This window comes from Rhizobium sullae (genome assembly GCF_025200715.1).
Taxonomy (GTDB): Bacteria; Pseudomonadota; Alphaproteobacteria; order Rhizobiales; family Rhizobiaceae; genus Rhizobium; species Rhizobium sullae.
In genome coordinates this window covers 2,563,494-2,586,918 of sequence record NZ_CP104143.1, presented here as the reverse complement: position 1 = coordinate 2,586,918, position 23,425 = coordinate 2,563,494, and the positions used below count along the sequence as shown (strand labels likewise).

The 23,425-nt window shown below is 60.8% G+C and carries 18 protein-coding genes; 10 read left to right on the top strand and 8 right to left on the bottom strand.

Translation table 11 applies throughout. The annotated features are described in order from the left end of the window. Positions 1-302: 302 nt before the first annotated feature. Complete coding sequence (locus N2599_RS13155) at positions 303-890, bottom strand: DNA-3-methyladenine glycosylase (protein WP_027510107.1); 588 nt, start codon at positions 888-890, stop codon at positions 303-305. A gap of 51 nt (positions 891-941) precedes the next feature. Next, entirely contained in the window at positions 942-1,844 is a 903-nt protein-coding gene (locus N2599_RS13150; protein WP_027510108.1) for a LysR family transcriptional regulator, read from the bottom strand. A 122-nt stretch (positions 1,845-1,966) separates the two neighbouring features. On the opposite strand from N2599_RS13150, the gene N2599_RS13145 reads away from it, so the two are divergent. Both N2599_RS13145 and N2599_RS13140 read left to right on the top strand, forming a co-directional pair. Then, positions 1,967-2,707 (top strand): SDR family oxidoreductase, encoded by a 741-nt coding sequence (locus tag N2599_RS13145; protein WP_027510109.1) that lies wholly within the window; start codon positions 1,967-1,969, stop codon positions 2,705-2,707. 55 nt (positions 2,708-2,762) lie between these two features. Next, a complete protein-coding gene (locus tag N2599_RS13140; protein ID WP_027510110.1) occupies positions 2,763-3,665 on the top strand; it encodes an SDR family oxidoreductase in 903 nt (300 codons plus the stop codon). A 237-nt stretch (positions 3,666-3,902) separates the two neighbouring features. Here N2599_RS13140 and N2599_RS13135 read toward each other — a convergent pair whose 3' ends face one another. Continuing rightward, positions 3,903-4,814: a LysR family transcriptional regulator gene (locus N2599_RS13135; protein ID WP_027510111.1), complete on the bottom strand. Its 912-nt coding sequence runs from the start codon at positions 4,812-4,814 to the stop codon at positions 3,903-3,905. Positions 4,815-4,979: 165 nt separating this feature from the next. Between N2599_RS13135 and N2599_RS13130 the strand changes: the two genes are divergently transcribed. The 5 genes from N2599_RS13130 to N2599_RS13110 all read left to right on the top strand — a co-directional run bounded on the left by N2599_RS13130 (position 4,980) and on the right by N2599_RS13110 (position 14,377). After that, the gene (locus tag N2599_RS13130) at positions 4,980-5,792 is read left to right on the top strand and encodes an alpha/beta hydrolase fold domain-containing protein (RefSeq protein WP_027510112.1); all 813 of its coding nucleotides are present in this window, start codon (positions 4,980-4,982) and stop codon (positions 5,790-5,792) included. A gap of 48 nt (positions 5,793-5,840) precedes the next feature. Then, positions 5,841-7,028 carry an efflux RND transporter periplasmic adaptor subunit gene (locus N2599_RS13125; RefSeq protein WP_027510113.1) on the top strand — a complete coding sequence of 396 codons (1,188 nt, stop codon included), beginning with the start codon at positions 5,841-5,843 and terminating at the stop codon, positions 7,026-7,028. 233 nt (positions 7,029-7,261) lie between these two features. After that, positions 7,262-10,459, top strand: coding sequence for an efflux RND transporter permease subunit (locus N2599_RS13120; protein WP_027510114.1), 3,198 nt, complete (start codon positions 7,262-7,264; stop codon positions 10,457-10,459). Between the two features lie 155 nt (positions 10,460-10,614). After that, positions 10,615-12,399, top strand: coding sequence for an IlvD/Edd family dehydratase (locus N2599_RS13115; protein WP_027510115.1), 1,785 nt, complete (start codon positions 10,615-10,617; stop codon positions 12,397-12,399). Positions 12,400-12,529: 130 nt separating this feature from the next. Beyond that, positions 12,530-14,377, top strand: coding sequence for a putative bifunctional diguanylate cyclase/phosphodiesterase (locus N2599_RS13110; protein ID WP_051336567.1), 1,848 nt, complete (start codon positions 12,530-12,532; stop codon positions 14,375-14,377). Here N2599_RS13110 and N2599_RS13105 read toward each other — a convergent pair. From N2599_RS13105 to N2599_RS13090, 4 genes are all read right to left on the bottom strand, one after another. After that, entirely contained in the window at positions 14,325-15,341 is a 1,017-nt protein-coding gene (locus tag N2599_RS13105; RefSeq protein ID WP_027510116.1) for an NAD-dependent epimerase, read from the bottom strand. The genes N2599_RS13110 and N2599_RS13105 overlap by 53 nt on opposite strands. Before the next feature lie 2 nt (positions 15,342-15,343). After that, positions 15,344-16,660, bottom strand: coding sequence for a UDP-glucose dehydrogenase family protein (locus tag N2599_RS13100; RefSeq protein ID WP_027510117.1), 1,317 nt, complete (start codon positions 16,658-16,660; stop codon positions 15,344-15,346). 94 nt (positions 16,661-16,754) lie between these two features. After that, the gene (locus tag N2599_RS13095; protein WP_027510118.1) at positions 16,755-18,182 is read right to left on the bottom strand and encodes a mannose-1-phosphate guanylyltransferase/mannose-6-phosphate isomerase; all 1,428 of its coding nucleotides are present in this window, start codon (positions 18,180-18,182) and stop codon (positions 16,755-16,757) included. A 32-nt stretch (positions 18,183-18,214) separates the two neighbouring features. Further along, positions 18,215-19,642, bottom strand: a complete 1,428-nt coding sequence (locus N2599_RS13090; protein WP_027510119.1) for a phosphomannomutase — start codon at positions 19,640-19,642, stop codon at positions 18,215-18,217. A gap of 155 nt (positions 19,643-19,797) precedes the next feature. On the opposite strand from N2599_RS13090, the gene ung reads away from it, so the two are divergent. From ung to N2599_RS13075, 3 genes are all read left to right on the top strand, one after another. Then, entirely contained in the window at positions 19,798-20,499 is a 702-nt protein-coding gene (ung, locus tag N2599_RS13085) for a uracil-DNA glycosylase (RefSeq protein ID WP_027510120.1), read from the top strand. A 140-nt stretch (positions 20,500-20,639) separates the two neighbouring features. Beyond that, complete coding sequence (locus N2599_RS13080) at positions 20,640-21,572, top strand: VOC family protein (RefSeq protein WP_027510121.1); 933 nt, start codon at positions 20,640-20,642, stop codon at positions 21,570-21,572. 11 nt (positions 21,573-21,583) lie between these two features. Further along, positions 21,584-22,192 carry an alpha/beta hydrolase gene (locus N2599_RS13075; RefSeq protein ID WP_027510122.1) on the top strand — a complete coding sequence of 203 codons (609 nt, stop codon included), beginning with the start codon at positions 21,584-21,586 and terminating at the stop codon, positions 22,190-22,192. Here the strand turns inward: N2599_RS13075 and N2599_RS13070 are convergent, their stop codons facing one another. Beyond that, the gene (locus tag N2599_RS13070) at positions 22,193-23,035 is read right to left on the bottom strand and encodes a DUF6030 family protein (protein ID WP_245209241.1); all 843 of its coding nucleotides are present in this window, start codon (positions 23,033-23,035) and stop codon (positions 22,193-22,195) included. Positions 23,036-23,425: the final 390 nt, after the last annotated feature.

Below are 23,425 nucleotides of genomic sequence, written 5' to 3'. Positions count from 1 at the left end.
TCTCTGAAATCGGACTATAAACGTCAGTGGACAAAAATTGCAAACGTCAATCGCCGGCAGTTTGAGAAACTGACCGGGATTACCGGTTTCGACAATCAACTCTTGCCAGCGACGCTCCAGACACCCGAATTCCTGGTTTCGGAAGCTGGCCTTAACCGTGCCCTGCGGAATCGACGATCATCGCCTGTATGGACGACTTCGAGCTGCTGATGCTGATTCGCTCGCGGTGATGCCGCTGGCGCTGCTCTTGCGCAAGCCCAAGGCTGCGCCCGTATCAACGGACCACAGCGGTGATGGAATGATCAGCGGAACGGCTTGCTCAGATATCGCGAGCCCTGAATGCCGAAGCGCCATGGAACTTCGGCATTTTTCGTTATGCCGATGCGCAGGCCCGAGATGATCGGAACTGGTGCGGAGGGCGAGATCGAAAAAGGCGGGCGATCGAGAAGACGGTTGTTGATGGCGATGTCGATATCGAGCGCCTGGCAAAGCTTGCCGGGACCGCTGCAGAGCTGGGTGAGCACATCGGTGCCACGGCGCTCGATCATATGGGCGATGCCATTTTCAGGTTCAAGCGCGCGGATCAAAACGGCCGAGCCTGGCGTGCAGACGAAGTTCAGGCACCAGTACATGCCGTAGATGCGGTAGATGTAGACGTTACCCGGCGGGCCGAACATCGCGCCGTTGCGCCTGGTCGGGCCGCGGAAACTGTGCGAGGCTTCGTCATGCGGGAAATAGGCCTCCGTCTCCGTGATGCGCCCGCCCATGCCGTTGACAAGCAGGTGGCAGCCGATGAGATCGCGGGCGACGGCGATCGCGTCGCGCTCGAAGAAGCTTCGGAGGTCGCCGCCGGTCAAGGCAGCCTTTCCAATGGCACTCTTATTCGTCATTCAAGTTCCCGTCGCTTGATTCCGGCGGATATCATCGCGTGCCGGGCACCGCTACCCGAAATTTGTTCGCTGCTGCGCAAAGATATTCACCAGCCAGTCGATGAAGACACGGACCCGGGGCGAAAGCTGGCGGTTGCGCGGGTAGAGGAGCGAGACTGGTGTTTCCGTCAGCGGGAAACCCTTCAGTATCTCTATCAGCTCGCCGGAGGCGATGTAGCGTCCGGCGTGATAGCGCGGCACCTGGATGATGCCTAGCCCGCAGCGCGCCGCCGCATGAAGGCTCTCGGCTGCATTGACGGAGACAGTGGCCGGGATCATGACATTGCGGACCTGACCGTCGATGATGAATTCCAGCGGCAGCAGCCCGCCCGTCGCGCTGGACCGGAAACCGACCATACGGTGGCCATCGAGGCTGTCTGGATGTTCCGGCATGCCATGGCGCTCGATGTAGGCGGGTGAGGCGAGGGTAATCTCCTCCAGCATCGCCACGCGGCGGGCGATCATATCGCTGTCCTGCGGCACGCCGACGCGCAACACGCAATCGATGCCTTCGCGCACGAGATCGACCAACCGGTCGCCCTCGCTCATGTAAAATTCAATATCCGGATACATTTCCAGGAAGGACGGCAGGCTCGGCAGCACGAAATGCCGGGCAAGCGTGCCGTGCACATCGACTCGCAACATGCCCTTCGGCTTGACACCGGCAAAGGCCCCCTCGGCGTCCTCGATGTCGGCCAGAATCGAAAGGCAGCGCTGATAGTAGGCTTCGCCGTCGAGCGTCGGGCTGACATGGCGGGTGGTGCGTTGCAGCAGGCGGACGCCAAGTCGGGCTTCGAGCTGCTTGACGGCATCAGTCACCGTCGAGCGCGGCAGCCCGGTGTCCTCGGCTGCGAGCGTAAAGCTGCGGCGTTCCACGACGCGGGAGAAGACCCGCATAGCATCGAATCTGTCCATTCTATTTGTTCGTATCTTCCGGATAGTGATGCCGAAGAATGCGTCATTATCCGCAGATTGAAAAGCGGCATCTTCTCCTCATCGAAATGCGCTACGGCGCAATTGAACGAAGGAGAAAGAAAATGACCAGCAATAACAACAAGATCGCCCTTGTAACCGGCGCTTCCCGCGGCATAGGCGCCGCTGTCGCGGAACGTCTCGCCAAGGACGGCTTTACCGTCGTCATCAACTATTCCGGCAACGCGGCTCCCGCCGAAGAACTGGTGCAGAAGATCGAGCAGGCCGGCGGCAAGGCGCTGACGGCGAAGGCCGACGTCAGCGACTCAGAGGCCGTGCGGCGGATGTTCGATGCGGCCGAAGCGGCCTTCGGTGGCATCGACGTTCTCGTCAACAATGCCGGCATCATGATGCTGTCTTCGATCGCCGACGCCGATGATGCCAATTTCGACCGCCAGGTCAGCGTCAACCTCAAGGGCACCTTCAACACGCTCCGCGAGGCCGGCAAGCGCCTGCGCAACGGCGGCCGGATCATCAACTTCTCGACCAGCGTCGTCGGCGTCAAGCTTGAGACCTACAGCGTCTACGCCGCCACCAAGGCCGCCGTCGAAATGCTGACGGCGATCATGTCGAGGGAAATGCGCGGCCGGAACATCACTGTGAATGCGGTCGCTCCCGGCCCGACGGCCACCGATCTCTTCCTCAACGGCAAATCCGACGAACTCGTCGGCCGCATGTCGAAGATGAACCCGCTCGAGCGCCTAGGCACGCCCGAAGATATCGCTGCCTCCGTCTCGTTCCTCGCCGGTCCGGACGGCTCCTGGATCAACGGCCAAGTCCTGCGCGCCAACGGCGGCATGGTCTGATGCGCAACATCCAGCCAACCATCTCAATTCACCTCGTGAAAGAAGGAATGGGACAATGAGCAAGCAAGTTATCATCATCACCGGTGCATCGAGCGGCTTCGGCGCTCTCACTGCCCGCGCCCTTGCTAGGGAAGGCCACATCGTCTACGCCGGCATGCGCGCCACCGAAGGCCGCAATGCCAAAGCGGTCGCCGATGCAGCCGCTTTCGCCAAAGAGCACGGCGCGGATTTGCGCTCCGTCGAACTCGATGTCGCCTCCGGTACTTCGGTCGAAGCCGGTATCGCCAGGATCATCGCCGAGGCCGGCCGCCTCGATGCCGTCGTACACAATGCCGGCCACATGTCCTTTGGTCCGGCAGAGGCGTTCACGCCGGAACAGTTCGCCGAGCTCTTCGACATCAACGTGCTTTCGACGCAGCGCGTGAACCGGGCAGCGCTGCCTTATCTGCGTAGGCAGGGCAAAGGGCTGGTCGTCTGGGTGTCGTCATCGAGCGCCCGCGGCGGCACGCCTCCGTACCTTTCTCTGTACTTCGCCGCAAAGGCCGCGATGGACTCGCTTGCCGTCTCCTACGCTGCCGAACTCAGCCGCTGGGGCATCGAGACCTCGATCATCGTTCCCGGCGCCTTCACCAAAGGCACCAACCACTTCGCCCATTCCGGCTCGCCCGCCGATACAGCGGTGGCCACCGAATACAGCGAAGGCCCCTATAAGGGCGTTCCGGAGCAGGCGTTGAACGGTCTTGCCGCACCGGAGCCAGCCGATGCCGATGCGGGCTCGGTTGCCGCCGCCATTGCCGAAGTCGTCGCCATGCCCTTCGGGAGCCGCCCGTTCCGCATGCATATCGACCCGTCGCAAGATGGCGCGGAGATCGTAAACGGCGTTGCCGACCGGGTTCGCGCCGAGATGTATCGCCGCATCGGCCTCGAAGACTTGCTCAAGACTCACGTTAGGGGTTGACGTTCTGCGGCATTGTTCCGTTTTTCTGAACGGTGATGCTCGAAGTTACGGTCTTACAATCCGACCGGATGCAATTATATTTGTTGGGCAAGGAGCGAACGGAAATCCCCATCCGGGACGCCAACCTCCAAAAGCCTGCCGGGCCATTTTCCCTGGTGACGCGGCGGGCTCGAAATTCGAAGTTTATCCGATCGCGGCCCGTCGAAGGTTTCCCTGCCTTCCGGGCCGCTTCCGTTTTCAAGCGTCGTTGAGCTTCGCGTCGGCGAGCAGCTTTACCATCCAGTCCACGAAAACGCGCACCTTGTTGCTCAGGTGCCGGTTCGGCGGATAGACGACGTAGAGCGGCAGCGGATCGCGCTTCCATTCCGGCAGAACTTGAACGAGTTCTCCCTTTGCGATTGCTTCGCGCGTCATGAAACGGAGCATTTGGCCAACGCCGAGGCCGTTGGTGAGCGCACTCATGAACGTTCTGCCGTCATTCACCGAGACGATGTATCTCGGGTTCACCTCTATCTCTTCATTGCCGTTCTTGAACACGAACGGCATCATGCGGCCGGTCTGCGCGCGGAAATAGTTAATGCCGTAATGGCTACTTTCGAGTTCTTCCGGGCGTGAGGGCATGCCGAATTTCTCGATGTAGCGGGGCGATGCGCAGGTGACCATTTCGATTTCCGACACCCGCCTTGCGATCAACGACTGATCGGCGAGCGTGCCGGCGCGAAGGGCGCAATCGACATTCTCCGCAAGGTAGTCCACGGTGCGGTCGCTGACGCCGAGATCGATGCGGATATCCGGGTATTTCAGATAAAAGTCGCAGAGCGCCGGCACGATAATGGTGTCGGCAAAAGCGCCTGACATTTCAACGCGTAAGCGGCCGGTTGGAAGACTCTGGGAATTGGAAAGGCTGCCGTCGAGCTCTTCCAGTTCCGAAACAATCTGGGAGGCGCGTTCGTAGTAAAGCGCGCCGTCGGTCGTGACCATGACGCGCCGCGTCGTGCGGTTGAGCAGCTTGGTGCGCAGATGCGCTTCCAGTCCCTGGATGAGATTGGTGATTGTTGCTTTGGGCATTGCGAGCGTGTCAGCCGCCCGTGTAAAGTTGCCCGTCTCAACGACGCGTATGAAGGCGCGCATTGCCGAGAGCTGGTCCATCGGAAATCTCCACAGTTTGCACTGCGATATTATTCGAAATTCGGAACAGTGTAATCATAATACAGCTTCTTATTCCGCGATGTGAATAACAATATCTTTTTTGCAAGATTGGCAAGCCATGGCTGCTTGCCGTGCGTTACATCCCATTAAGCGAAAGCCCGACCGATGACGGTGCAGGTGAAAGACATGGTGCTGGAGAAGGTGGCTATCGGCCCCGTTTCCGCGCGCGTCTATCAGGGCGCCGAATTCGGCAAGGGGGCGCCGATCGTTCTGTTCTTTCACGGCGGCGCCTTCCTGCAGTCAGGCATCAAGGAAAGTGCGGTTGCTGAGAGCATGGCGAAAGCCGGTGCGATCGTTGCGGTCCCTGACTATAATGCGCCGCTCGGCAACGTCTTTCCGAAACCGCTCGAAGTCGGTTACTCCCTTTTTTCCTATCTTGCCAACAAGCGCGCATCCGGCATTGGCGATCGCAATTCACTGCTTCTGATCGCCGGCGAAGAGGCTGGCGGTAATATTGCCGCGGGTGTAGCGCTGAAGGCACGCGATCATTATGCCAACGCGCTCGACGGCCAGATCCTGCTTTCGCCGCTCCTAGATCCGTTCATGGGTACGTCCTCCATCCGCAAGGCGGACGGCATCGGCATGCGCCAGAGCTGGACGGAAGGGTGGAGCCACTATCTCAGCGGTGGCGGCTGCCACCCCTATGCGGCACCCTGCCTCTGTTCGCGCATTTCCGGGGTTGCGCCGGCGCTGATTTTCACCGCGGAAGACGATCCTCTGCGCGACGAGACCGTCGGTTATGCCGCCCGCCTCAAAGAGGCAGGCGTCGGGGTCCGCCAGCATATCCTCCCCGCCGGGACAGGCTGGCCATCTATCTACGGCGGGAAAACGGTCGGCACCTCGAACTGGCAGGAAAACATCAGCCGCGAGTTCGGAAGTTTCGTCCAGGAGTTAAGCGTTCAACACCAATTGCATTGAAAACGAACTGATTATCGCCGGCCACAAAAGGCCGCAAGGAGAGTACCAATGACGTCCAGAAAGAAGCGCTGGGCCCTGGTGGGCGCTGGCATAGGGCTTGTTGCGTCTGTTTCAGCAGCCGCCGTCTTTTTTGAATTGCCGATGAGCACTGCTGCCACGGCTGCTTCCGCTCCTGCACAGGCTCCCGCCGTACCGGTGACGGTTTCTGTCGTTGCTGCCCGTAATGTGACTGCTTGGGAAGAATTCTCTGGCCGTTTGGAAGCGGTCGACCGGGTTCAGGTGCGTTCTCGCGTCGCGGGCGCCATCCAGTCGGCTCACTTCCGCGAAGGTGCGCTGGTGAAGGCCGGCGATTTGCTCTTCACGATCGATCCGGCCCCCTATCAGGCCGCGGTTTCGCAGGCCGAAGGGCAGGCGGCTTCCGCCGAGGCCAAGGTCAGCCTGGCGCAGATCGAGCTTGAGCGCGGACGCCGGCTTTCGGACAGCCGCACGATCTCGCAGAGCGATATGGACCAGCGCCAGAGCGCCTATACCGAGGCGCAGGCAGGGCTTCGTACCGCGCAGGCGGCGCTGCGATCGGCTCAGCTCGATCTCAGCTATACCGAGGTCCGGGCTCCAGTTTCCGGCCGCGTCGGCAAGCTGGAAATCACCGCCGGCAACCTTGTCGCCGCAGGCTCGGCTTCACCAGCACTGACGACGCTCGTCTCGGTCGATCCGATCTATGCGAGCTTCAACGCCAGCGAGGAGATGGTGACGAAGGCGCTGTCGCAGCTTCCGGCTGGCGACGGTGCAGTCCGTCCGCTCGAACAGATCCCGGTTGAAGTCGGCACGCTCGCCGATGAGGGCACGCCGATCAAGGGCAAGCTCCAATTGGTTGACAACCAGGTCGATGCCGCAAGCGGCACGATCGGAGTACGTGCGGTGTTCGACAATCCGGGCGGCAAGCTACTTCCCGGCCAGTTCGTGCGCGTCCGCATGGGGCAGCCGAAAGCCGAAAACAGGGTTCTCGTCAGCGAACGCGCGATCGGTACCGATCAGGACAAGAAGTTCGTCTTCGTCGTCGACGGCGAGAACAAGGTCAGCTACCGGCCGGTTCAGCTCGGCAACGTAAGCGACGGCCTTCGCGTCGTCGAAAGCGGGCTGAACCCGGGCGACACGATCGTCGTCAATGGCTTGCAGCGCATCCGTCCGGGCGCGATCGTCGAGCCGCAGATGGAAGAGAAGGTGGCGGCCAAGTAGGCGTCGGCTATTCCCTTCTCTCCAGCGGGGAGAAGGTAGCCTGAAGGGTCGGATGAGGGAGCAGTCGCGGCAAACGCGCCCGCCGCTTATCGCTCGGTCGTTCGCTGCCCTGACAGGCATCTTCTCCCCAGGTGGGGAGAAGCGAGAATGAGCCAACTAAATGACCCGCCGGCGGTCTCCCAACCGCCGGACAGGGACTTTGCATCCAAGTTCATCCCGGAGAGGGCTTTGAAATGAACATCTCCAGATTTTTTGTGGACCGCCCGGTGTTTGCCGGCGTGCTTTCGGTCCTCATCCTCGTCGCCGGTCTGATCGGCTTGAGGGCACTGCCGATTTCCGAATATCCGGAGGTCGTGCCGCCGTCGATCGTCGTGCGTGCCACGTATCCAGGCGCCAACCCGGAAGTTATCGCACAGACGGTTGCCACACCTCTCGAAGAGCAGATCAATGGCGTCGAGGACATGCTCTACATGTCCAGCCAGGCAACCTCCGACGGCGTCATGACGCTGACGGTGACCTTCAAGCTCGGCACCGACCCGGATAAAGCGCAGCAGCTCGTGCAGAACCGCGTCTCGCAGGCCGAACCCCGCCTGCCGGAAGAGGTGAAGAGCATCGGCATCACGACGGTCAAGAGTTCGCCGGACCTGATGATGGTCGTCAACCTGATCTCGCCGGACAACCGTTACGACATAACCTATCTGCGCAACTACGGCGTCCTCAACATTAAGGACCGCCTGGCGCGCATCGATGGCGTGGGCCAGGTCCAGGTCTTCGGTTCGGGCGACTATTCGATGCGCGTCTGGATCGATCCGCAGAGGGCTGCCGAGCATAATCTCGCCGCCAGTGATATCACCAATGCCATCCGCGAGCAGAACGTCCAAGCCGCTGCCGGTACGATCGGCGCTTCGCCGAGCCTGCCAGGCACCGATCTGCAGCTCAACGTGAACGCGCAAGGCCGCCTGCAGACGCCGGAGCAGTTCGGCAACATCATCGTCAAGACGGGCGCCAACGGCGAGATCACCCGGCTTAGCGATGTTGCGCGCGTCGAGCTCGGCGCTGCCGATTATTCGCTGCGCTCGATCCTCGACGGCAAGCCGGCGGTTGCCATTCCGGTCTTCCAGTCTCCGGGTTCCAACGCCATCACCATCTCGGACGAGGTCCAGAAGACGATGGAAGAGCTGAAGACCGCGATGCCGGACGGGGTCAGCTACGAGATCGTCTACGACACGACGAAGTTCGTTCGTTCGTCGATCGAGAAGGTCGTCGATACGCTGCTTGAAGCCATCGCGCTCGTCGTTCTTGTCGTGATCCTGTTCCTGCAGACATGGCGTGCCTCGATCATCCCGCTGATCGCCGTTCCGGTGTCGATCATCGGCACCTTTGCGGTGATGTACGTCTTCGGCTTCTCGATCAACGCACTCAGCCTCTTCGGCCTGGTGTTGGCGATCGGTATCGTGGTGGACGATGCGATCGTCGTCGTCGAAAACGTAGAGCGCAACATCGAGAATGGGCTCAGTCCGAGGGCTGCGACCTACAAGGCCATGAAGGAAGTTTCCGGTCCGATCATCGCGATCGCGCTCGTGCTCGTCGCTGTCTTTGTGCCGCTTGCCTTCATCAGCGGCCTGTCGGGTCAGTTCTATCGCCAGTTCGCGCTGACGATCGCGATCTCGACGGTTATCTCGGCTCTCAACTCACTGACGCTGTCTCCGGCGCTGGCAGCGCTCTTGCTGCAGGATCACCACGCCAAGCGTGATTGGCTGACGCGCGGCATGGACTTCATCTTCGGCTGGTTCTTCCGCGGCTTCAACCGCGCCTTTGGTGCCGGTTCGAGGGGCTATAGCAAAGGTGTCGGTGGCCTGCTGTCGCGCAAGAGTATCGTCATGGTCATCTACCTGGCGCTGGCCGGTGCGACCTACGGCATCTTCAATGCCGTTCCGGGTGGTTTCGTGCCGGCACAGGACAAACAGTATCTGATCGGTTTTGCCCAGCTGCCGGATGCCGCAAGCCTTGACCGGACCGAAGATGTTATCAAGCGGATGAGCGATATCGCCATGGCCGAACCCGGCGTTGCCCACGCAATCGCCTTCCCGGGTCTGTCGATCAACGGCTTCACGAACTCTTCGAATGCCGGCATCGTCTTCGTGACGCTGAAGGATTTCGAGGAGCGTAAGTCGCCCGCACTTTCCGGCGGTGCGATTGCCATGTCCCTGAACCAGAAGTTCGGGGTCATCCAGGATGCCTTCATTGCGATGTTCCCGCCGCCGCCGGTCAACGGCCTCGGTACGACGGGCGGCTTCAAGATGCAGCTCGAAGACCGCGCCGGCCTCGGCTACCAGGCGCTCGATGAAGCCACCAAGGCTATCATCGGCAAGGCTTATCAGACGCCTGAGCTGACCGGCATCTTCTCCGCCTACCAGATCAACGTTCCGCAGCTCTTTGCTGACCTCGATCGCGCGAAGGCCGAGCAGCTCGGCGTCTCGGTGACTGACGTCTTCGAAACACTGCAGATCTATCTGGGTTCGCTCTATGTCAACGACTTCAATGCCTTCGGCCGCACCTACAGCGTCCGCGTGCAGGCCGATGCGAAGTTCCGCGCCCAGGCGGACGACATCGGCCAGTTGAAGGTCCGTTCGGCATCGGGCCAGATGATCCCCTTGTCGGCGTTGCTGAAGGTCAGCGCGACGACCGGGCCGGAGCGGACCAACCGTTATAACGGTTTCCTCTCCGCCGATATCAACGGCGGTCCTGCTCCGGGCTTCTCCTCCGGCCAGGCTCAGGCCGCGATCGAAAAGATCGCCAACGAGACGCTGCCGAAGGGCATCAGCTTCGAGTGGACGGATTTGACCTACCAGCAGATCCTGGCGGGCAATTCCGGCGTACTGGTCTTCCCGCTGGCGCTGCTCCTGGTCTTCCTCGTGCTAGCCGCCCAGTATGAAAGCCTCACTTTGCCGCTTGCGATCATCATGATCGTGCCGATGGGTGTGCTGGCCGCCTTGACGGGTGTCTGGCTGACGGGTGGAGATAACAACATCTTCACCCAGATCGGCCTCGTGGTCCTTGTCGGTCTATCGGCGAAGAACGCGATCCTGATCGTGGAATTCGCCCGCGAACTGGAGTTCGAAGGCCGGACACCGGTTCAAGCGGCAATCGAGGCAAGCCGTCTGCGCCTTCGCCCGATCCTGATGACCTCCATGGCCTTCATCATGGGTGTCGTGCCGCTGGTGGTCTCCACTGGTGCGGGTGCGGAAATGCGCGCTGCCATGGGTGTCGCGGTCTTTGCCGGCATGATCGGCGTGACCTTCTTCGGCATCTTCATGACGCCGGTCTTCTACGTGCTGGTCCGTAAGCTGACGGGCAACCGTCCGCTGGTGCAGCACAACGACAACCATCCAGCGTCGGATGAAAATGTCATCCGGGTCGCGGCGGAATAAGCGGCAAACGCTGTCGAAATCAAAGGCGGGACATCTGGTCCCGCCTTTTTTATTTGCATGGCGGTGTCATGCGTCTATGTCTTTGATGAACGTACATCGGGCGAACAGAGCCATCCGCCAGAGCGTACAAACATGCCCGTTAGGGGGAGGACAACATGACAGAAAACAAGCCGCCGAAGCGCCGCCTGCGTTCGCAGGACTGGTTCGACAATCCCGATCATATTGATATGACGGCGCTCTATCTCGAGCGCTTTATGAACTACGGCATCACGCCGGAAGAGCTGCGCTCCGGCAAGCCGGTCATCGGCATCGCCCAGAGCGGCAGTGATCTTACGCCCTGCAACAGGGTGCATGTCGAGCTTGCCAAGCGCGTGCGCGACGGCATCCGTGATGCGGGCGGCATTCCGATCGAGTTTCCAACGCATCCGATCTTCGAGAACTGCAAGCGTCCGACGGCGGCGCTCGACCGCAATCTCGCCTATCTCGGGCTTGTCGAAATCCTCTACGGCTATCCGCTCGACGGCGTCGTGCTGACGACCGGCTGCGACAAGACCACGCCTTCGGCAATCATGGCGGCGTCGACCGTGGATATCCCGGCGATCGTTCTTTCCGGCGGGCCGATGCTTGACGGCTGGCACGAGGGCGAACTGGCGGGCTCCGGAACCGTGATCTGGCGCATGCGGCGCAAATACGGTGCCGGCGAAATCGACAGGGAAGAGTTCCTTCAGGCAGCGCTCGATTCTGCACCGTCCGTCGGCCACTGCAATACGATGGGCACAGCCTCGACGATGAACGCGCTGGCCGAAGCGCTCGGCCTTTCGCTGACGGGGTGCGGCGCCATTCCGGCTGCTTACCGCGAGCGCGGCCAGATGGCCTACCGCACCGGGCGGCGCGCCGTCGAGATTGTGTTCGAGGACCTGAGGCCGTCGGACATCCTGACGCGCGAGGCTTTCCTCAACGCCATCCGTACCAATTCGGCGATCGGCGGTTCGACCAATGCGCAGCCGCATCTCGCGGCAATGGCGAAACATGCGGGTGTCGAGCTCCACCCCGAGGACTGGCAAGTCCATGGTTTCGATATCCCGCTGCTTGCGAATGTGCAGCCGGCTGGCGCCTATCTCGGCGAGCGTTATCACAGGGCAGGCGGCACGCCGGCCATCATGTGGGAGTTGCTGCAGGTCGGTAAGCTCGACGGCAACTGTCGCACGGTGACAGGCCGGACCATGGCCGAGAATCTGGAAGGCCGGGAGGCGAGCGACCGCGAGGTCATCCGGCCGTTTGCGAAACCTCTCAAGGAGCGGGCGGGCTTCCTCGTTCTTAAGGGCAATCTCTTCGATTTCGCGATCATGAAGATGAGCGTGGTCTCGGACGAGTTCCGCGCGCGTTATCTTCAGGAGGCCGGGCGCGAGGGCGTATTCCAGGGGAAGGCTGTCGTCTTCGACGGCTCGGAGGACTATCACAACCGCATCAACGATCCTTCGCTCGGTATCGATGAGAATACCATTCTCGTTATCCGCGGGGCGGGACCGATCGGCTGGCCGGGGTCAGCCGAGGTCGTCAACATGCAGCCGCCGGACCACCTCCTCAAACGCGGCATCAGCAGCCTGCCGACGATCGGCGACGGCCGCCAGTCGGGCACGGCGGACAGTCCTTCGATCCTCAACGCCTCGCCGGAAAGCGCCGCGGGCGGCGGTCTCGCCTGGCTTCGCTCCGGCGACATCATCCGGATCGATTTCAATTACGGCCGCTGCGACATGCTGGTCGACGACGCAGAGATCGAACGCCGGAAAGGAGATGGGATTCCGCCGGTGCCGGCCGATGCCACGCCGTGGCAGCGAATATACCGCCGGTCGGTCAATCAGCTTTCGGAAGGGGCCGTGCTTGAAGGGGCGGCAGACTTCCGCCAGATTGCAAAGGTTCCGCCACGTCACAACCATTAGGGGACACTCCCTACGGAAGTAAGAAAGGGTTCACCTCGTAACTAGATCGGGAATTCGTAAAAGGCTTCGTTAATGTGGGTTTGAGACGGTATTATAACTTCTCGCATCTGCTCAAGACCGAGACACCGAATTGCCGAAAAAAACACCGACCCGGTCGGAACAGGAATTCCAGAATCTGTTAAGGCGCCTCGAGCTTGCGCTCGACGCGTCGCAGATCGGCGTTTGGGAGCATGATGTGCGCACCAACCAGATCCTGTGGGATGCGCAGATGCACCGGCTCTATCAAACAGGCGAGACCATGTGCGTCGTTCCGACATCGATGTGGTGCGACGCGATCCATCCGGAAGACCGGCAACGCGCAGTGCAGGAATTCGAGGAGGCGGTCGCCCGGCGCGGTGCCTACAATTCCGAATTTCGCATAATCCTGCCAAGCGGCGCAATCCGGCATTTGCGCTCGCGGGCGCATTTCTACGTCAGCGAGGAGGGCGCTCCCTCGTTCATCGGCGCTGAGTGGGACGTCACGGCGGACGTCATATTGAACGCCGAGCTGAAGAACCAACGACAGGTCGCCGAGGCGCGGGCAAGGGCGCTTGAAGAAAGCAACGCGCGCATCGAATATGCGGCCGAGCACGATTATTTGACCGGGCTGCCCAACCGCCGCCTGTTCGACAGGCGGTTTACCGAACTGCATGCCGATAAGTCGAACTCGATGCTTGCCATCCTTCACCTTGGCCTCGACCAGTTCAAGCAGATCAACGATAGCTATGGCCACGCTGCAGGCGACGCCGTTCTGCGCGCGGCAGCGCTGCGGATTACGGCCGCCGTTCCGGGAAGCAGCCTCGTCGCGCGGGTTGGCGGCGATGAATTCGTCGTTCTGCTCTGGAATTTCGCAGGTGTCGACGAACTCACCCGCATTGCGGCGGATGTGCAGCAGCGGCTGCGCAAGAAGATCCGGTTCGGCCAGGAACTGCTGCAGTCCGGCACGTCAATCGGCATATCATGGAACACCGGCCGGCGGACGCGCAATCTGTTCGCCGAGTCCGATCTTGCGCTTTATCAGGCGAAGAAACTCGGCTTGAACCGCATCGAATTCTTTACCCGGCAGTTGCAGGACGAACTGCTCGGCAAACGGCGCCTCGCCGAAGAGCTGAAGCGCGGCCTGGAGCGCGGAGAGATCGTCCCATATTACCAAGTGCAATATGACGCCAGGACGCGCGCGATTTCCGGCCTCGAAGCGCTTGCCCGCTGGCTTCATCCGGAAAGAGGTTTGCTGTCGCCTGCTGCGTTCCTGAAGATTGCGGAAGAAAGTGGACTTTCGGCAGACATCGACGAAACAATCCTCAGGAAGGCGCTGGATGATCGCCGCAATTGGCAGGATCGGGGCGCCGCTGTTCCGCGCATAGCGGTCAACATTTCCAGCGCGCGGCTGTTCGATCCGGCGCTGCTCGATGGCCTCCGGGCGATGGAGGTTCCTCCTAGCGAATTCGCTTTCGAGCTGGTGGAGACGATCTTTCTCGACGATCCCGATGAGAGGCTGCTGAGCAATATCGATCAGATCAAACAGATGGGCATCGATATCGAGATCGATGATTTCGGCTCGGGGCACGCCTCACTAATCGGGTTAGCAAAGCTGCGCCCAACACGCTTGAAACTCGACCGGCAGTTGGTGACCGACATCGTCGAATCCGAGGAACAACACCGTGTCGTCAGTTCCATCATCGACATAGCCAAGGCGCTCAATGTCGCCGTGATCGCGGAAGGCGTTGAAACGGAGGGCCACGCTGAAGCGTTGACGCAGCTCGGCTGCGACATGCTGCAGGGTTATGCACTCGGATATCCGATGCCAGCTGCGGAGATCGGCAAGCTCATTTCGCCGACCGGCCGAATTCCGGTCAAATCGGGTGCGGGCGGACGAACGCTGGGAGTTACGATTCCAGCTCCCGGCGGGCTTCCAGATACCATTCGACAAAAGCTCTGATGCCGGTTTCGAGCGTCGTGTCCGGTTTGTATCCCGTCAGGGCGACAAGCAGGTCCGGGCTTGCGAAGGTGCGCGGCACGTCACCCCTCTGCATTGGCAGCATCTTACGCTGCGCCGGCTGGCCGAGCGCTCTCTCCACGGTCTCCACGAAGTCCATGAGGCTGACCGGCTGACCGCCGCCGATATTGACGACGCGGAACGGCGCCTGGCGGGACAGCGTCTCGACCTTCTCGTCGGCAACGCGGTTTTCCTCCGAGGGCGTGATCGCGGAAAGTCGCACGATCGACTCGACGAGGTCGTCGATATAGGTGAAATCGCGGCTCATCTTGCCTTCGCCGTAGATTTCGATCGGCTGGTCTTCCAGCATGCTCTTCACGAACTTGAAGAGCGCCATGTCCGGGCGGCCCCAGGGACCATAGACGGTGAAGAAACGGAAGGCGGTCGTCGGCACCTTGTACAGATGCGCATAACTGTGCGCCATCAGCTCCATCGACTTCTTGGTCGCGGCGTAGACCGTCAGGGGTTCGTCGGCCCTGTCGGTCTCATGGAAGGGAACGGAGGGATTCGCACCATAGATCGAAGAGGTCGAGGCCAGCATTAGATGCTGCACCTTATGGCGCTCCGCGGTTTCCAGGATATTCCACGAGCCTTCGACGTTCGAGCTCAGATAGGCGCGAGGATTTTCGAGACTGTAGCGGACGCCCGCCTGGGCCGCGAGGTGGATCAGGACGTCCGGCTTTGCCTGGCTGACCGCGTCCTCCAGCGCCTTCTGATCTTCAAGCATGGCGACCACCGGCTTGAAGGTGGGGAACTGGGCCAGAGCCGCATGCCGCATGTGCTTGAGCTTGACGTTGTAATACGGCGTCAGGCCGTCGAAACCGGTAACCCGATGCCCATCCTGCAACAGGCGCCGCGCGAGGTGAAAGCCGATGAAGCCTGCGGTGCCTGTTATGAAGTAATGCATTTCTATCTCTTCTCCGTCTTCTTACCGACGGCGAAGTGGCTGAAGCCGTGACGCGTGATTTCGGTGACAGGATAGACATTTCGCAAGTCCACAACCACGGGATTCTTCATCGCGGTCTTCAGGCGCTTGAAGTCGAGCGCACGGAATTCATCCCATTCGGTAACGAGCACGATGGCGTCGGCGCCTTCGGCGATTTCATAAGGGTCCGTGCCGTAGGTGACAGTGCCAAGCATTTCCTTGGCCGCTTCCATGCCTTCCGGATCGTAGGCGTGAACGGTGGCGCCGCCGTCGAGCAATGCCTGGATAATGGTGATCGACGGCGCATCGCGCATGTCGTCGGTGTTCGGCTTGAAGGTCAGGCCGAGCACGGCGATCTTCTTGCCGCGCACGCTGCCGCCGCAGGCGGCGATTACCTTGCGGCCCATGGCCCGCTTGCGGTTGTCGTTGATCGCCACCGTCGTTTCGATGAGGCGCATCGGGCTGTCATAATCCTGGGCGGTCTTGACGAGCGCCAGCGTGTCCTTCGGAAAGCACGAGCCGCCATAGCCCGGACCCGCATGCAGGAACTTGTCGCCGATGCGTTTGTCCATGCCGATGCCCTTGGCAACCTTCTGCACGTCCGCGCCGATCTGCTCGCAAAGATCGGCGATTTCGTTGATGAAGGTGATCTTCATGGCGAGGAAGGCGTTGGCGGCGTACTTGATCAGCTCCGACGTGCGGCGCTCGCAGAAATAAAGCGGTGCTTCGTTGAGGTAGAGCGGCCGGTAGACTTCGCGCATCACTTCAGTGGCGCGTGCATCTTCCGTGCCGATGACAATGCGGTCGGGGCGCTTGAAATCGGTGATGGCAGCACCTTCGCGGAGGAATTCCGGGTTGGAGACGACGGCGATATCCTTGCCGGGGAACTCCTCGCGGAAGATGCGCTCGATCTCATCGCCGGTGCCGACGGGAACAGTGGATTTCGTCACGACGACCGTGAAGCCGCTGACGGCGGCGGCAATCTCGCGTGCTGCAGCATAGACGTAACTCAGGTCGGCATGGCCGTCGCCGCGGCGCGACGGCGTGCCGACTGCGATGAAAACGACATCGGCGTCTGCGACCGGTGCAGCGAGGTCTTTGGAGAAATCGAGGCGACCGGCGGCCCGGTTATGTTCGATGATGGCATCGAGGCCCGGCTCGAAGATCGGCACTTCACCGCGCTCAAGGGCATCGATCTTCGCTTCGGATTTATCGACGCAGGTGATGTGGTGGCCGAAATCCGCAAGGCAGGCACCCGAGACGAGACCGACATAGCCCGAACCAATCATAACAATGCGCATAGGATAACCTTCATGAAAACGATCGCGGCCTACCGGCGGCAAAACGCAATCGTGTTACAGGCGCACCGTTATAAATTCAAGACAGCGCCAGTTCTCAGCTGCGCCCAAACTCGTCGACGATGCGGATGATATCGTCCTCGCCGAGGTAGGAGCCGGTCTGCACCTCGATCAGTTCGAGCATGATCTTGCCCGGGTTTGCCAGGCGGTGCACCTCGCCGAGCGGGATATAGACCGACTCGTTTTCCCGCAGCATCTGTACATTCTCGCCGATTGTCACCTCGGCCGTACCCTTGACGACGATCCAGTGTTCCGAGCGGTGGTGATGCTTCTGCAGCGACAGCTTCTTGCCGGGTGTCACGAAGATGCGCTTCACCTGAAAGCGGTCGCCGTTGAAGATCGAGGTATAGCCGCCCCAAGGCCGGTACGAGGTCGGATGGGTCTCGGTCAGTTTCGACGTCGCGGGCAGGGCGGCCAGCGTCTTGACGAGGTCGCCGACGCTCTGGCTGTCCTGCAGCTTCCCGACATAGACGGCATCTTCGCTGGCGATGACCGCGACATCCTCCATCCCCTGAACGGCTAGATGCACGCCGTGGCTCATCACCAGCGAGTTGCGGCTGTTGACGAGCGTCGTGTTGGCGGTCGCGACGTTGCCGTTCGGGTCGCGTGTCCCGGTTTTCCAGACGGAATCCCAGCTGCCGAGATCCGACCACTTGAAGGGCGAGGGCACGACGGCGGCATTGGCCGTCTTTTCCATGATCGCATAGTCGATCGAGATGTTGGGGGCCGTTGCGAAGGATTTGGCGTCGAGACGGGTGAAGTCGAGATCGCGGGCGGCCTTCGCGACGGCGTCTCCTGCCGCTATCATGACGTCCGGGGCATAGTTGCGCATCTCGGCCAGGAGTGAAGACACCTGGAACATGAACATGCCGGAATTCCAGTAGAAGCCGCCGGCAGCCACCATGTCTTTCGCCTTGTCCAAAGGCGGCTTTTCGATGAAGCGTCTCACTGTCTGCGCGCCGGTCGGAAGGTTTTCGCCGCCCTCGATATAGCCGTAACCAACTGCTGGTTCGGACGGCTGGATGCCGAACGTCACGAGCTTGCCGCTGGCGGCCGTTTCCCGTGCCATGCGCACGCTGTCGAAATAGCTCTCGTCGGCGACGATCTCATAGTCCGAGCCGAGCACATGCATGATCGCGTCCTTGCCGAAAAGGTCGGCAACGAGGGTGGCAGCGGCGGCAACGGCAGGTGCGGTGTTGCGGGCCACCGGCTCCAGCAGGATTGCCTTCAGCGTATGATCGAGTTCGCGGGCCTGTTCGGCAACGAGAAAGCGGAATTCCTCATTGGTCAGCACGATCGGCGCTTCGTAGAGGGCCGGATCGGAGACGCGGGCGAGCGTTTCCTGGAACAGCGTCTTGTCGCCGATGAACTGGATGAATTGCTTGGGCGCGGCAGCGCGCGACAGCGGCCACAGGCGCGTGCCCTTGCCTCCTGCCATGATCACGGGAACGATCTTTTGCGTCATCGGGTGCGTTTCCTCAAATCTTCTGTCTTCAATCAATTCTGTCCGGCCCAGTGCGTGATCCGGTTCAGTCCGGCGTCAAGCAGCTGGCTTGCGGCCTGTTCGGTTTCCGCTTCGACATAGCAGCGCATCTCCGGCGCGTTGCCCGAGGGACGGAAATGGATGATGCGCTTGTCGGCCAGCGTGACGCGCAAGCCATCGATATCGCTTGCTGTGAAGGGCTTGCCAATAGGCTTCAGGAATTCGGCGAGGTTTTCCTGCGAGGCGCGCAAATAGGCCATGAGCCGTGCGCTCGTCTCGACGGGGAAGTTCTCCAGCCGGTCGGCCGCCGCGACCGGAAGATTGTAGAAACCGGCAATCGCAGACAGCGGCTTCTTCTGTGCCGCCGCCAGCGAAAGGACGGCCAGTATCGGCAGGAAGCAGTCGCGTGTCGGCAATGCCTCCAGCGTCTTGCCGTTGATGGCGAAATCCGAACCGGTCAGCAGGCCGCCATTGGCTTCAAAGCCCATCACGCGGTCCTTGCCTGCGGAGATCGCCTCCTGCATGCCGGCGATGACGAAGGGCGAGCCGACACGCGTGCGGGTGACGTTGAAAGAGCCGGCCGTCTCGATGCCGGAGTTGGAGGTAACGGGCGTTACGACGGTGCCGGCGTTCAGAAAATTCGCAGCGATGAGCCCGAGCAGGTCGCCGCGCAGCGGAGCGCCGGTCTCGTCCGCTGCCAAAGGCCGGTCGCCGTCGCCATCGGCCGAAACGAGCGCATCAAGCGTCAGGGACTGTGCCCAATCCTTCAGGAACGCGATAGTTTCCGCCGAAACGGCTTCGGTATCCACGGGGATGAATGTCTCCGACCGTCCAAGCGCGATGGCTTCGGCTCCGTAATGCGACAGCAGCCGCACCATCATGTCGCGCGCAACCGTACTGTGCTGATAGACGCCGATCTTCAGGCCGGAAAGGGCATTTGGAGGCAGGATGCCGGCGTTACGCGCCATGAAGGATTCGGCACATTCGCCGGACCTGTCCTCAATATCTGCTTTGCCTGCCATTACGCCTTCGGGCAGGGGGCGGTCGAGCTTGGCTGCAAGGTCGGATATCGCCGCTTCGTCCGCCTTATCGATCTCGCCATCGGGCCGATAGAATTTGATGCCGTTGCGGTCCGCCGGGATGTGCGAGCCGGTGATCATCAGGCTGGCGGCCTTGTTGCGCGATCCGTAAAGCGCGAGCGCCGGCGTCGGAACGGTGCCGCAGTCGGCGACCCTGAAGCCCAGTCTGGTCAGCGCGAGAGCACAGGTCTCAGCGATCGCAGGGCTGGAATCGCGGAAGTCGCGGCCGAGCAGGACGAGATCGCCTTCTTTTGCGTGGCCGCTTTCAAGAAGATACTGCCCGAACGCTGTCGCATAGACAGTCGACGCCCGGCCTTTCAGATCGGTGGAAAGGCCGCGCAGGCCGCTTGTTCCAAATTTCATCCGTGTTAAGCCTTTGCTGACGCTTGCTTTCCTGCGCGAATTATCACGAGTCTGACGATACTTCGTAAATTTTGGCCGCGATAGGTGACTAAAATATTCTACACCTCCCTTTTCAAGGCAAATCCATCAACCCTTCGGTGGAACGAGGACAATCGATGAGCGAACAGACCATCGCGCTCGAAGAAAGCTGGAAGGCGGCGCTCGCGTCTGAATTTTCCAGTCCCTACATGCAGCAGCTCAAGGATTTCCTGCTGGTGCAGAAGCGGAGCGGCAAGCGTATCTTCCCCAAGGGGTCGGAGTATTTTCGTGCGCTCGATCTCACGCCGCTCGCCGAAGTGAAGGTCGTCATTCTCGGGCAGGACCCCTATCACGGTCTCGGGCAGGCGCATGGGCTCTGCTTCAGCGTTCGCCCAGGCGTGCGCATCCCGCCCTCGCTGGTCAATATCTACAAGGAGATGGAAACCGATCTCGGCATCAAGCCGCCGCGGCACGGCTTCCTGGAGCATTGGGCGCGGCAGGGCGTGTTGCTGCTGAACAGCGTTCTGACCGTTGAGGAGGCGCAGGCCGCATCGCATCAGGGCAAGGGCTGGGAGCGCTTCACCGATGCGGTGATCCGCAAGGTCAACGAGGAATGCGAGTCCGTCGTCTTCATGCTCTGGGGTTCCTACGCACAACGAAAGGCCGCTTTTGTCGACACCTACCGCCATCTTGTCCTGAAAGCGCCGCATCCGTCGCCGCTTTCAGCGCATAACGGCTTTTTCGGATGCAGGCATTTTTCGAAGGCGAACGCTTTTCTGCAGTCTCACGGCCGTGCGCCCGTCGACTGGGAATTACCTGCCAATCCGCAGGATACCTAGCTTTTTCTGAACGCCTCCGGATCGGCGTTCAACAAAAGGAGACAATGCGTTTTGATCTCCCGCACTATTCCAAAACGCTCGAAGAGATCATCTATGACCCATCAAAGGCTCGCCGTCGCGGGCAAGAAAGGGGTCTCGACATGCTCAACCAGATCAAGGGCCTGCACCACGTCACATCGATGGCGGAGGACGCCGGCACAAATAATCAGTTCTTCACGAACACGCTCGGCCTGCGCCGCGTCAAGAAGACCGTGAACTTCGATGCGCCTGACGTCTATCATCTCTATTATGGCGACGAGACCGGTTCGCCGGGTTCAATCATGACCTATTTCCCGTTTCCCAAGATGGCGCAGGGCCGTCCAGGCACCGGCGAGGTCGGCACGACCGTCTTCTCCGTTCCCGAGGGTTCGCTCGGCTTCTGGAGCGACCGGCTCGCCAAAGTCGGCACCGGCGGTCTCAAGGCCGACGAGAGCTTCGGCCAGAAGCGGTTGAACTTTGCAGGTCCCGATGGCGACGGCTTCGCGCTTGTCGAGGTCAGGGACGACGGCCGCCAGCCATGGACGCATGGCGGCATCAGCGAGGATCACGCCATCCGCGGTTTCCACTCCGTTGCCATGCGCCTTCGCGATGAGGGTGCGACGTCCGAACTCCTGAAATTCATGGGCTATGAAGTCCAGGAGGAGAAGGACGGCGTGAAGCGCTTGGTGATGCCGGGCGGCAATGGCGCGCATCTCGTCGATCTCGAAACGATGCCGAATGTTTCCCGTGCGCTGCCGGGTGCCGGCTCCGTGCACCACGTCGCCTTTGCCGTCGAAAACCGCGAGAAGCAGCTCGAAGTCCGCAAGGCACTCGTGGATACGGGTTACCAGGTGACACCGGTTATCGACCGCGACTATTTCTGGGCGATCTATTTCCGCACGCCGGGCGGCATTCTCTTCGAGGTCGCCACTAGCGAGCCCGGCTTCGATCGGGATGAAGACACGGCTCATCTTGGCGAGGCGCTGAAGCTGCCGCAGCAACATGCGCATCTGCGGCAGCTGATCGAGCAGCACTTGCAGCCGCTCGAAGCATAAGGGGCAGACCGATGAACGACCACAGCTATGTGCATCGGCTGTACGCCGGTGCACCGGGAAAACCTATCCTGTTCGTGCTGCACGGCACCGGAGGCGACGAAAACCAGTTCTTCGATTTCGGACGGCGGCTTCTGCCCGATGCGACGATCGTCTCTCCCCGCGGCGACGTTTCGGAACACGGCGCGGCACGCTTTTTCAAGCGCACCGGCGAGGGCGTCTACGACATGGACGATCTTGCCAGGGCCACGCGGAAGATGGCGGCTTTCGTCAAGGACATGACGGTCGATCACGGCGCGTCGCACATCCTGGGCATCGGCTTTTCCAACGGCGCGAACATCCTGGCGAATGTGCTCATCGAAAATGGGTTGTTTGATGCGTCGGCGCTCATGCATCCGCTGATCCCGTTCCAGCCGAAGCCGAATCCGGAGCTTGAAAGCCGCAAGGTGCTGATCACGGCGGGCGAACGTGATCCGATCTCTCCGGTCGGGCTGACCCAAGCGCTCGCCGTCTATTTCGCCGGGCAGGGGGCGGCGACCTGGACAGAGTGGCACCAGGGCGGGCATGACATCCGCCCAAACGAGATCGACGCCGTGCGGCGTTTCTTCGAGCCGTATTTCTAGCTAGCGGAAGATTGGCGGCAGTGCTTCCGAGACCTCTTTGTCCGGCGCGGGCATCCAGCGTCCCGTCGAAAAATAGGCCCTCGTCCGCGTCTGCGGACCGGGTGCTGCCTTGATCGTCAAGATAAAGTTGAAGCTGTTCTCGCTGCTGAATTCGCGGGAGAAGAATATACTTGCGCCAAAACCTTCCGCCCTGACATCCTTCAGCTCGCGGATCGCGCTCAAGGCATCATGAAGATCCGGCCAGTGCGGTTGTGCGAGCACCGTTTCGAAAACGCGCATGAAAGACGGATCGAGCCGGCCCGCGCTATCCGTCACCGGCCCGACGATCTTGGCGCGCATGTTGGAAATCGCGCCTTTGCGATCTCCGCGAATGATCAGAAACACCGAACTCAGCGGGCGCTCCCCATCTTCCTTGTAGACCTCTTGAAAAGAGCATTCATAGGCGCTGCTGCCCATGGCGGAGGCACGCCATGTGGTCATCTCGATGCCTGCCTTGCGCAACGTTTCACACATGTCCGGCCCGGACATCCGCCAGGTCCGCAGGAAATTTCCGGCGAGTTCGGGCTGCGCAACATCGATCAGCCTCGGCGGGATCTTGATCGACTGCAGTGGAGCAGGCGTTGCAACCTCTACCACCTGCGGCGGCGGTTGCTGGACCTTTTGCGGATTGAGATCGTAGCCCAACAAAGGTGTCAGGGCGCGTAGATGGCGCATGTCGTTGGATAGCAGGACCGTGCCGGCAACGAGCGAGATCGAAAGCGCAAGCATCAGCCACGGTGCTGCACGGCGCTTGCGGCGCCGCGGCGGCGTTTTCATATCGAGGCCGGACGGTTGTGTGGCCAAGGCTTTCACTCGTTGCAGATGCGCCACTGTAGACAGCATGCTTCAGGTTTCTCTTGCAACCAAATTGATCGCCGGGAGTGCTATATTAGTAAAGAATTCACTCCGTTTGCGCTAGGACGGCCAGAAGCGGCCACGCGAACCAATCTGCGGTACCGGCAAAGAGGTGCTGTCATTGAGGCTTTGCTGCTTCGACGAAGTAATTCTCTTGAGATTTCAACGGCGTTGCTTCATGATAATTGCGATGCGAAGATTTTCGTGTCGTGCCTTATGACGATCGATGCAGATCGTTTCAGCAATGAACATGTTTCTTCGCGCCCAGCAGCGATGCTGTGGTTCAGGCTTTAGCGTTTTTGGATATTCTCCCCTGCAAACTTGAGGCAGGGTTTGCTT

Excerpts from the sequence above, each read along its gene's own strand:
- N2599_RS13155 (WP_027510107.1), bottom strand. The coding sequence starts at position 890 with ATGACGAATAAGAGTGCCATTGGAAAGGCTGCCTTGACCGGCGGCGAC.
- N2599_RS13150 (WP_027510108.1), bottom strand. The coding sequence starts at position 1,844 with ATGGACAGATTCGATGCTATGCGGGTCTTCTCCCGCGTCGTGGAACGC.
- N2599_RS13145 (WP_027510109.1), top strand. The coding sequence starts at position 1,967 with ATGACCAGCAATAACAACAAGATCGCCCTTGTAACCGGCGCTTCCCGC.
- N2599_RS13140 (WP_027510110.1), top strand. The coding sequence starts at position 2,763 with ATGAGCAAGCAAGTTATCATCATCACCGGTGCATCGAGCGGCTTCGGC.
- N2599_RS13135 (WP_027510111.1), bottom strand. The coding sequence starts at position 4,814 with ATGGACCAGCTCTCGGCAATGCGCGCCTTCATACGCGTCGTTGAGACG.
- N2599_RS13130 (WP_027510112.1), top strand. The coding sequence starts at position 4,980 with ATGACGGTGCAGGTGAAAGACATGGTGCTGGAGAAGGTGGCTATCGGC.
- N2599_RS13125 (WP_027510113.1), top strand. The coding sequence starts at position 5,841 with ATGACGTCCAGAAAGAAGCGCTGGGCCCTGGTGGGCGCTGGCATAGGG.
- N2599_RS13120 (WP_027510114.1), top strand. The coding sequence starts at position 7,262 with ATGAACATCTCCAGATTTTTTGTGGACCGCCCGGTGTTTGCCGGCGTG.
- N2599_RS13115 (WP_027510115.1), top strand. The coding sequence starts at position 10,615 with ATGACAGAAAACAAGCCGCCGAAGCGCCGCCTGCGTTCGCAGGACTGG.
- N2599_RS13105 (WP_027510116.1), bottom strand. The coding sequence starts at position 15,341 with ATGCATTACTTCATAACAGGCACCGCAGGCTTCATCGGCTTTCACCTC.
- N2599_RS13100 (WP_027510117.1), bottom strand. The coding sequence starts at position 16,660 with ATGCGCATTGTTATGATTGGTTCGGGCTATGTCGGTCTCGTCTCGGGT.
- N2599_RS13095 (WP_027510118.1), bottom strand. The coding sequence starts at position 18,182 with ATGACGCAAAAGATCGTTCCCGTGATCATGGCAGGAGGCAAGGGCACG.
- N2599_RS13090 (WP_027510119.1), bottom strand. The coding sequence starts at position 19,642 with ATGAAATTTGGAACAAGCGGCCTGCGCGGCCTTTCCACCGATCTGAAA.
- ung (WP_027510120.1), top strand. The coding sequence starts at position 19,798 with ATGAGCGAACAGACCATCGCGCTCGAAGAAAGCTGGAAGGCGGCGCTC.
- N2599_RS13080 (WP_027510121.1), top strand. The coding sequence starts at position 20,640 with ATGCTCAACCAGATCAAGGGCCTGCACCACGTCACATCGATGGCGGAG.
- N2599_RS13075 (WP_027510122.1), top strand. The coding sequence starts at position 21,584 with ATGAACGACCACAGCTATGTGCATCGGCTGTACGCCGGTGCACCGGGA.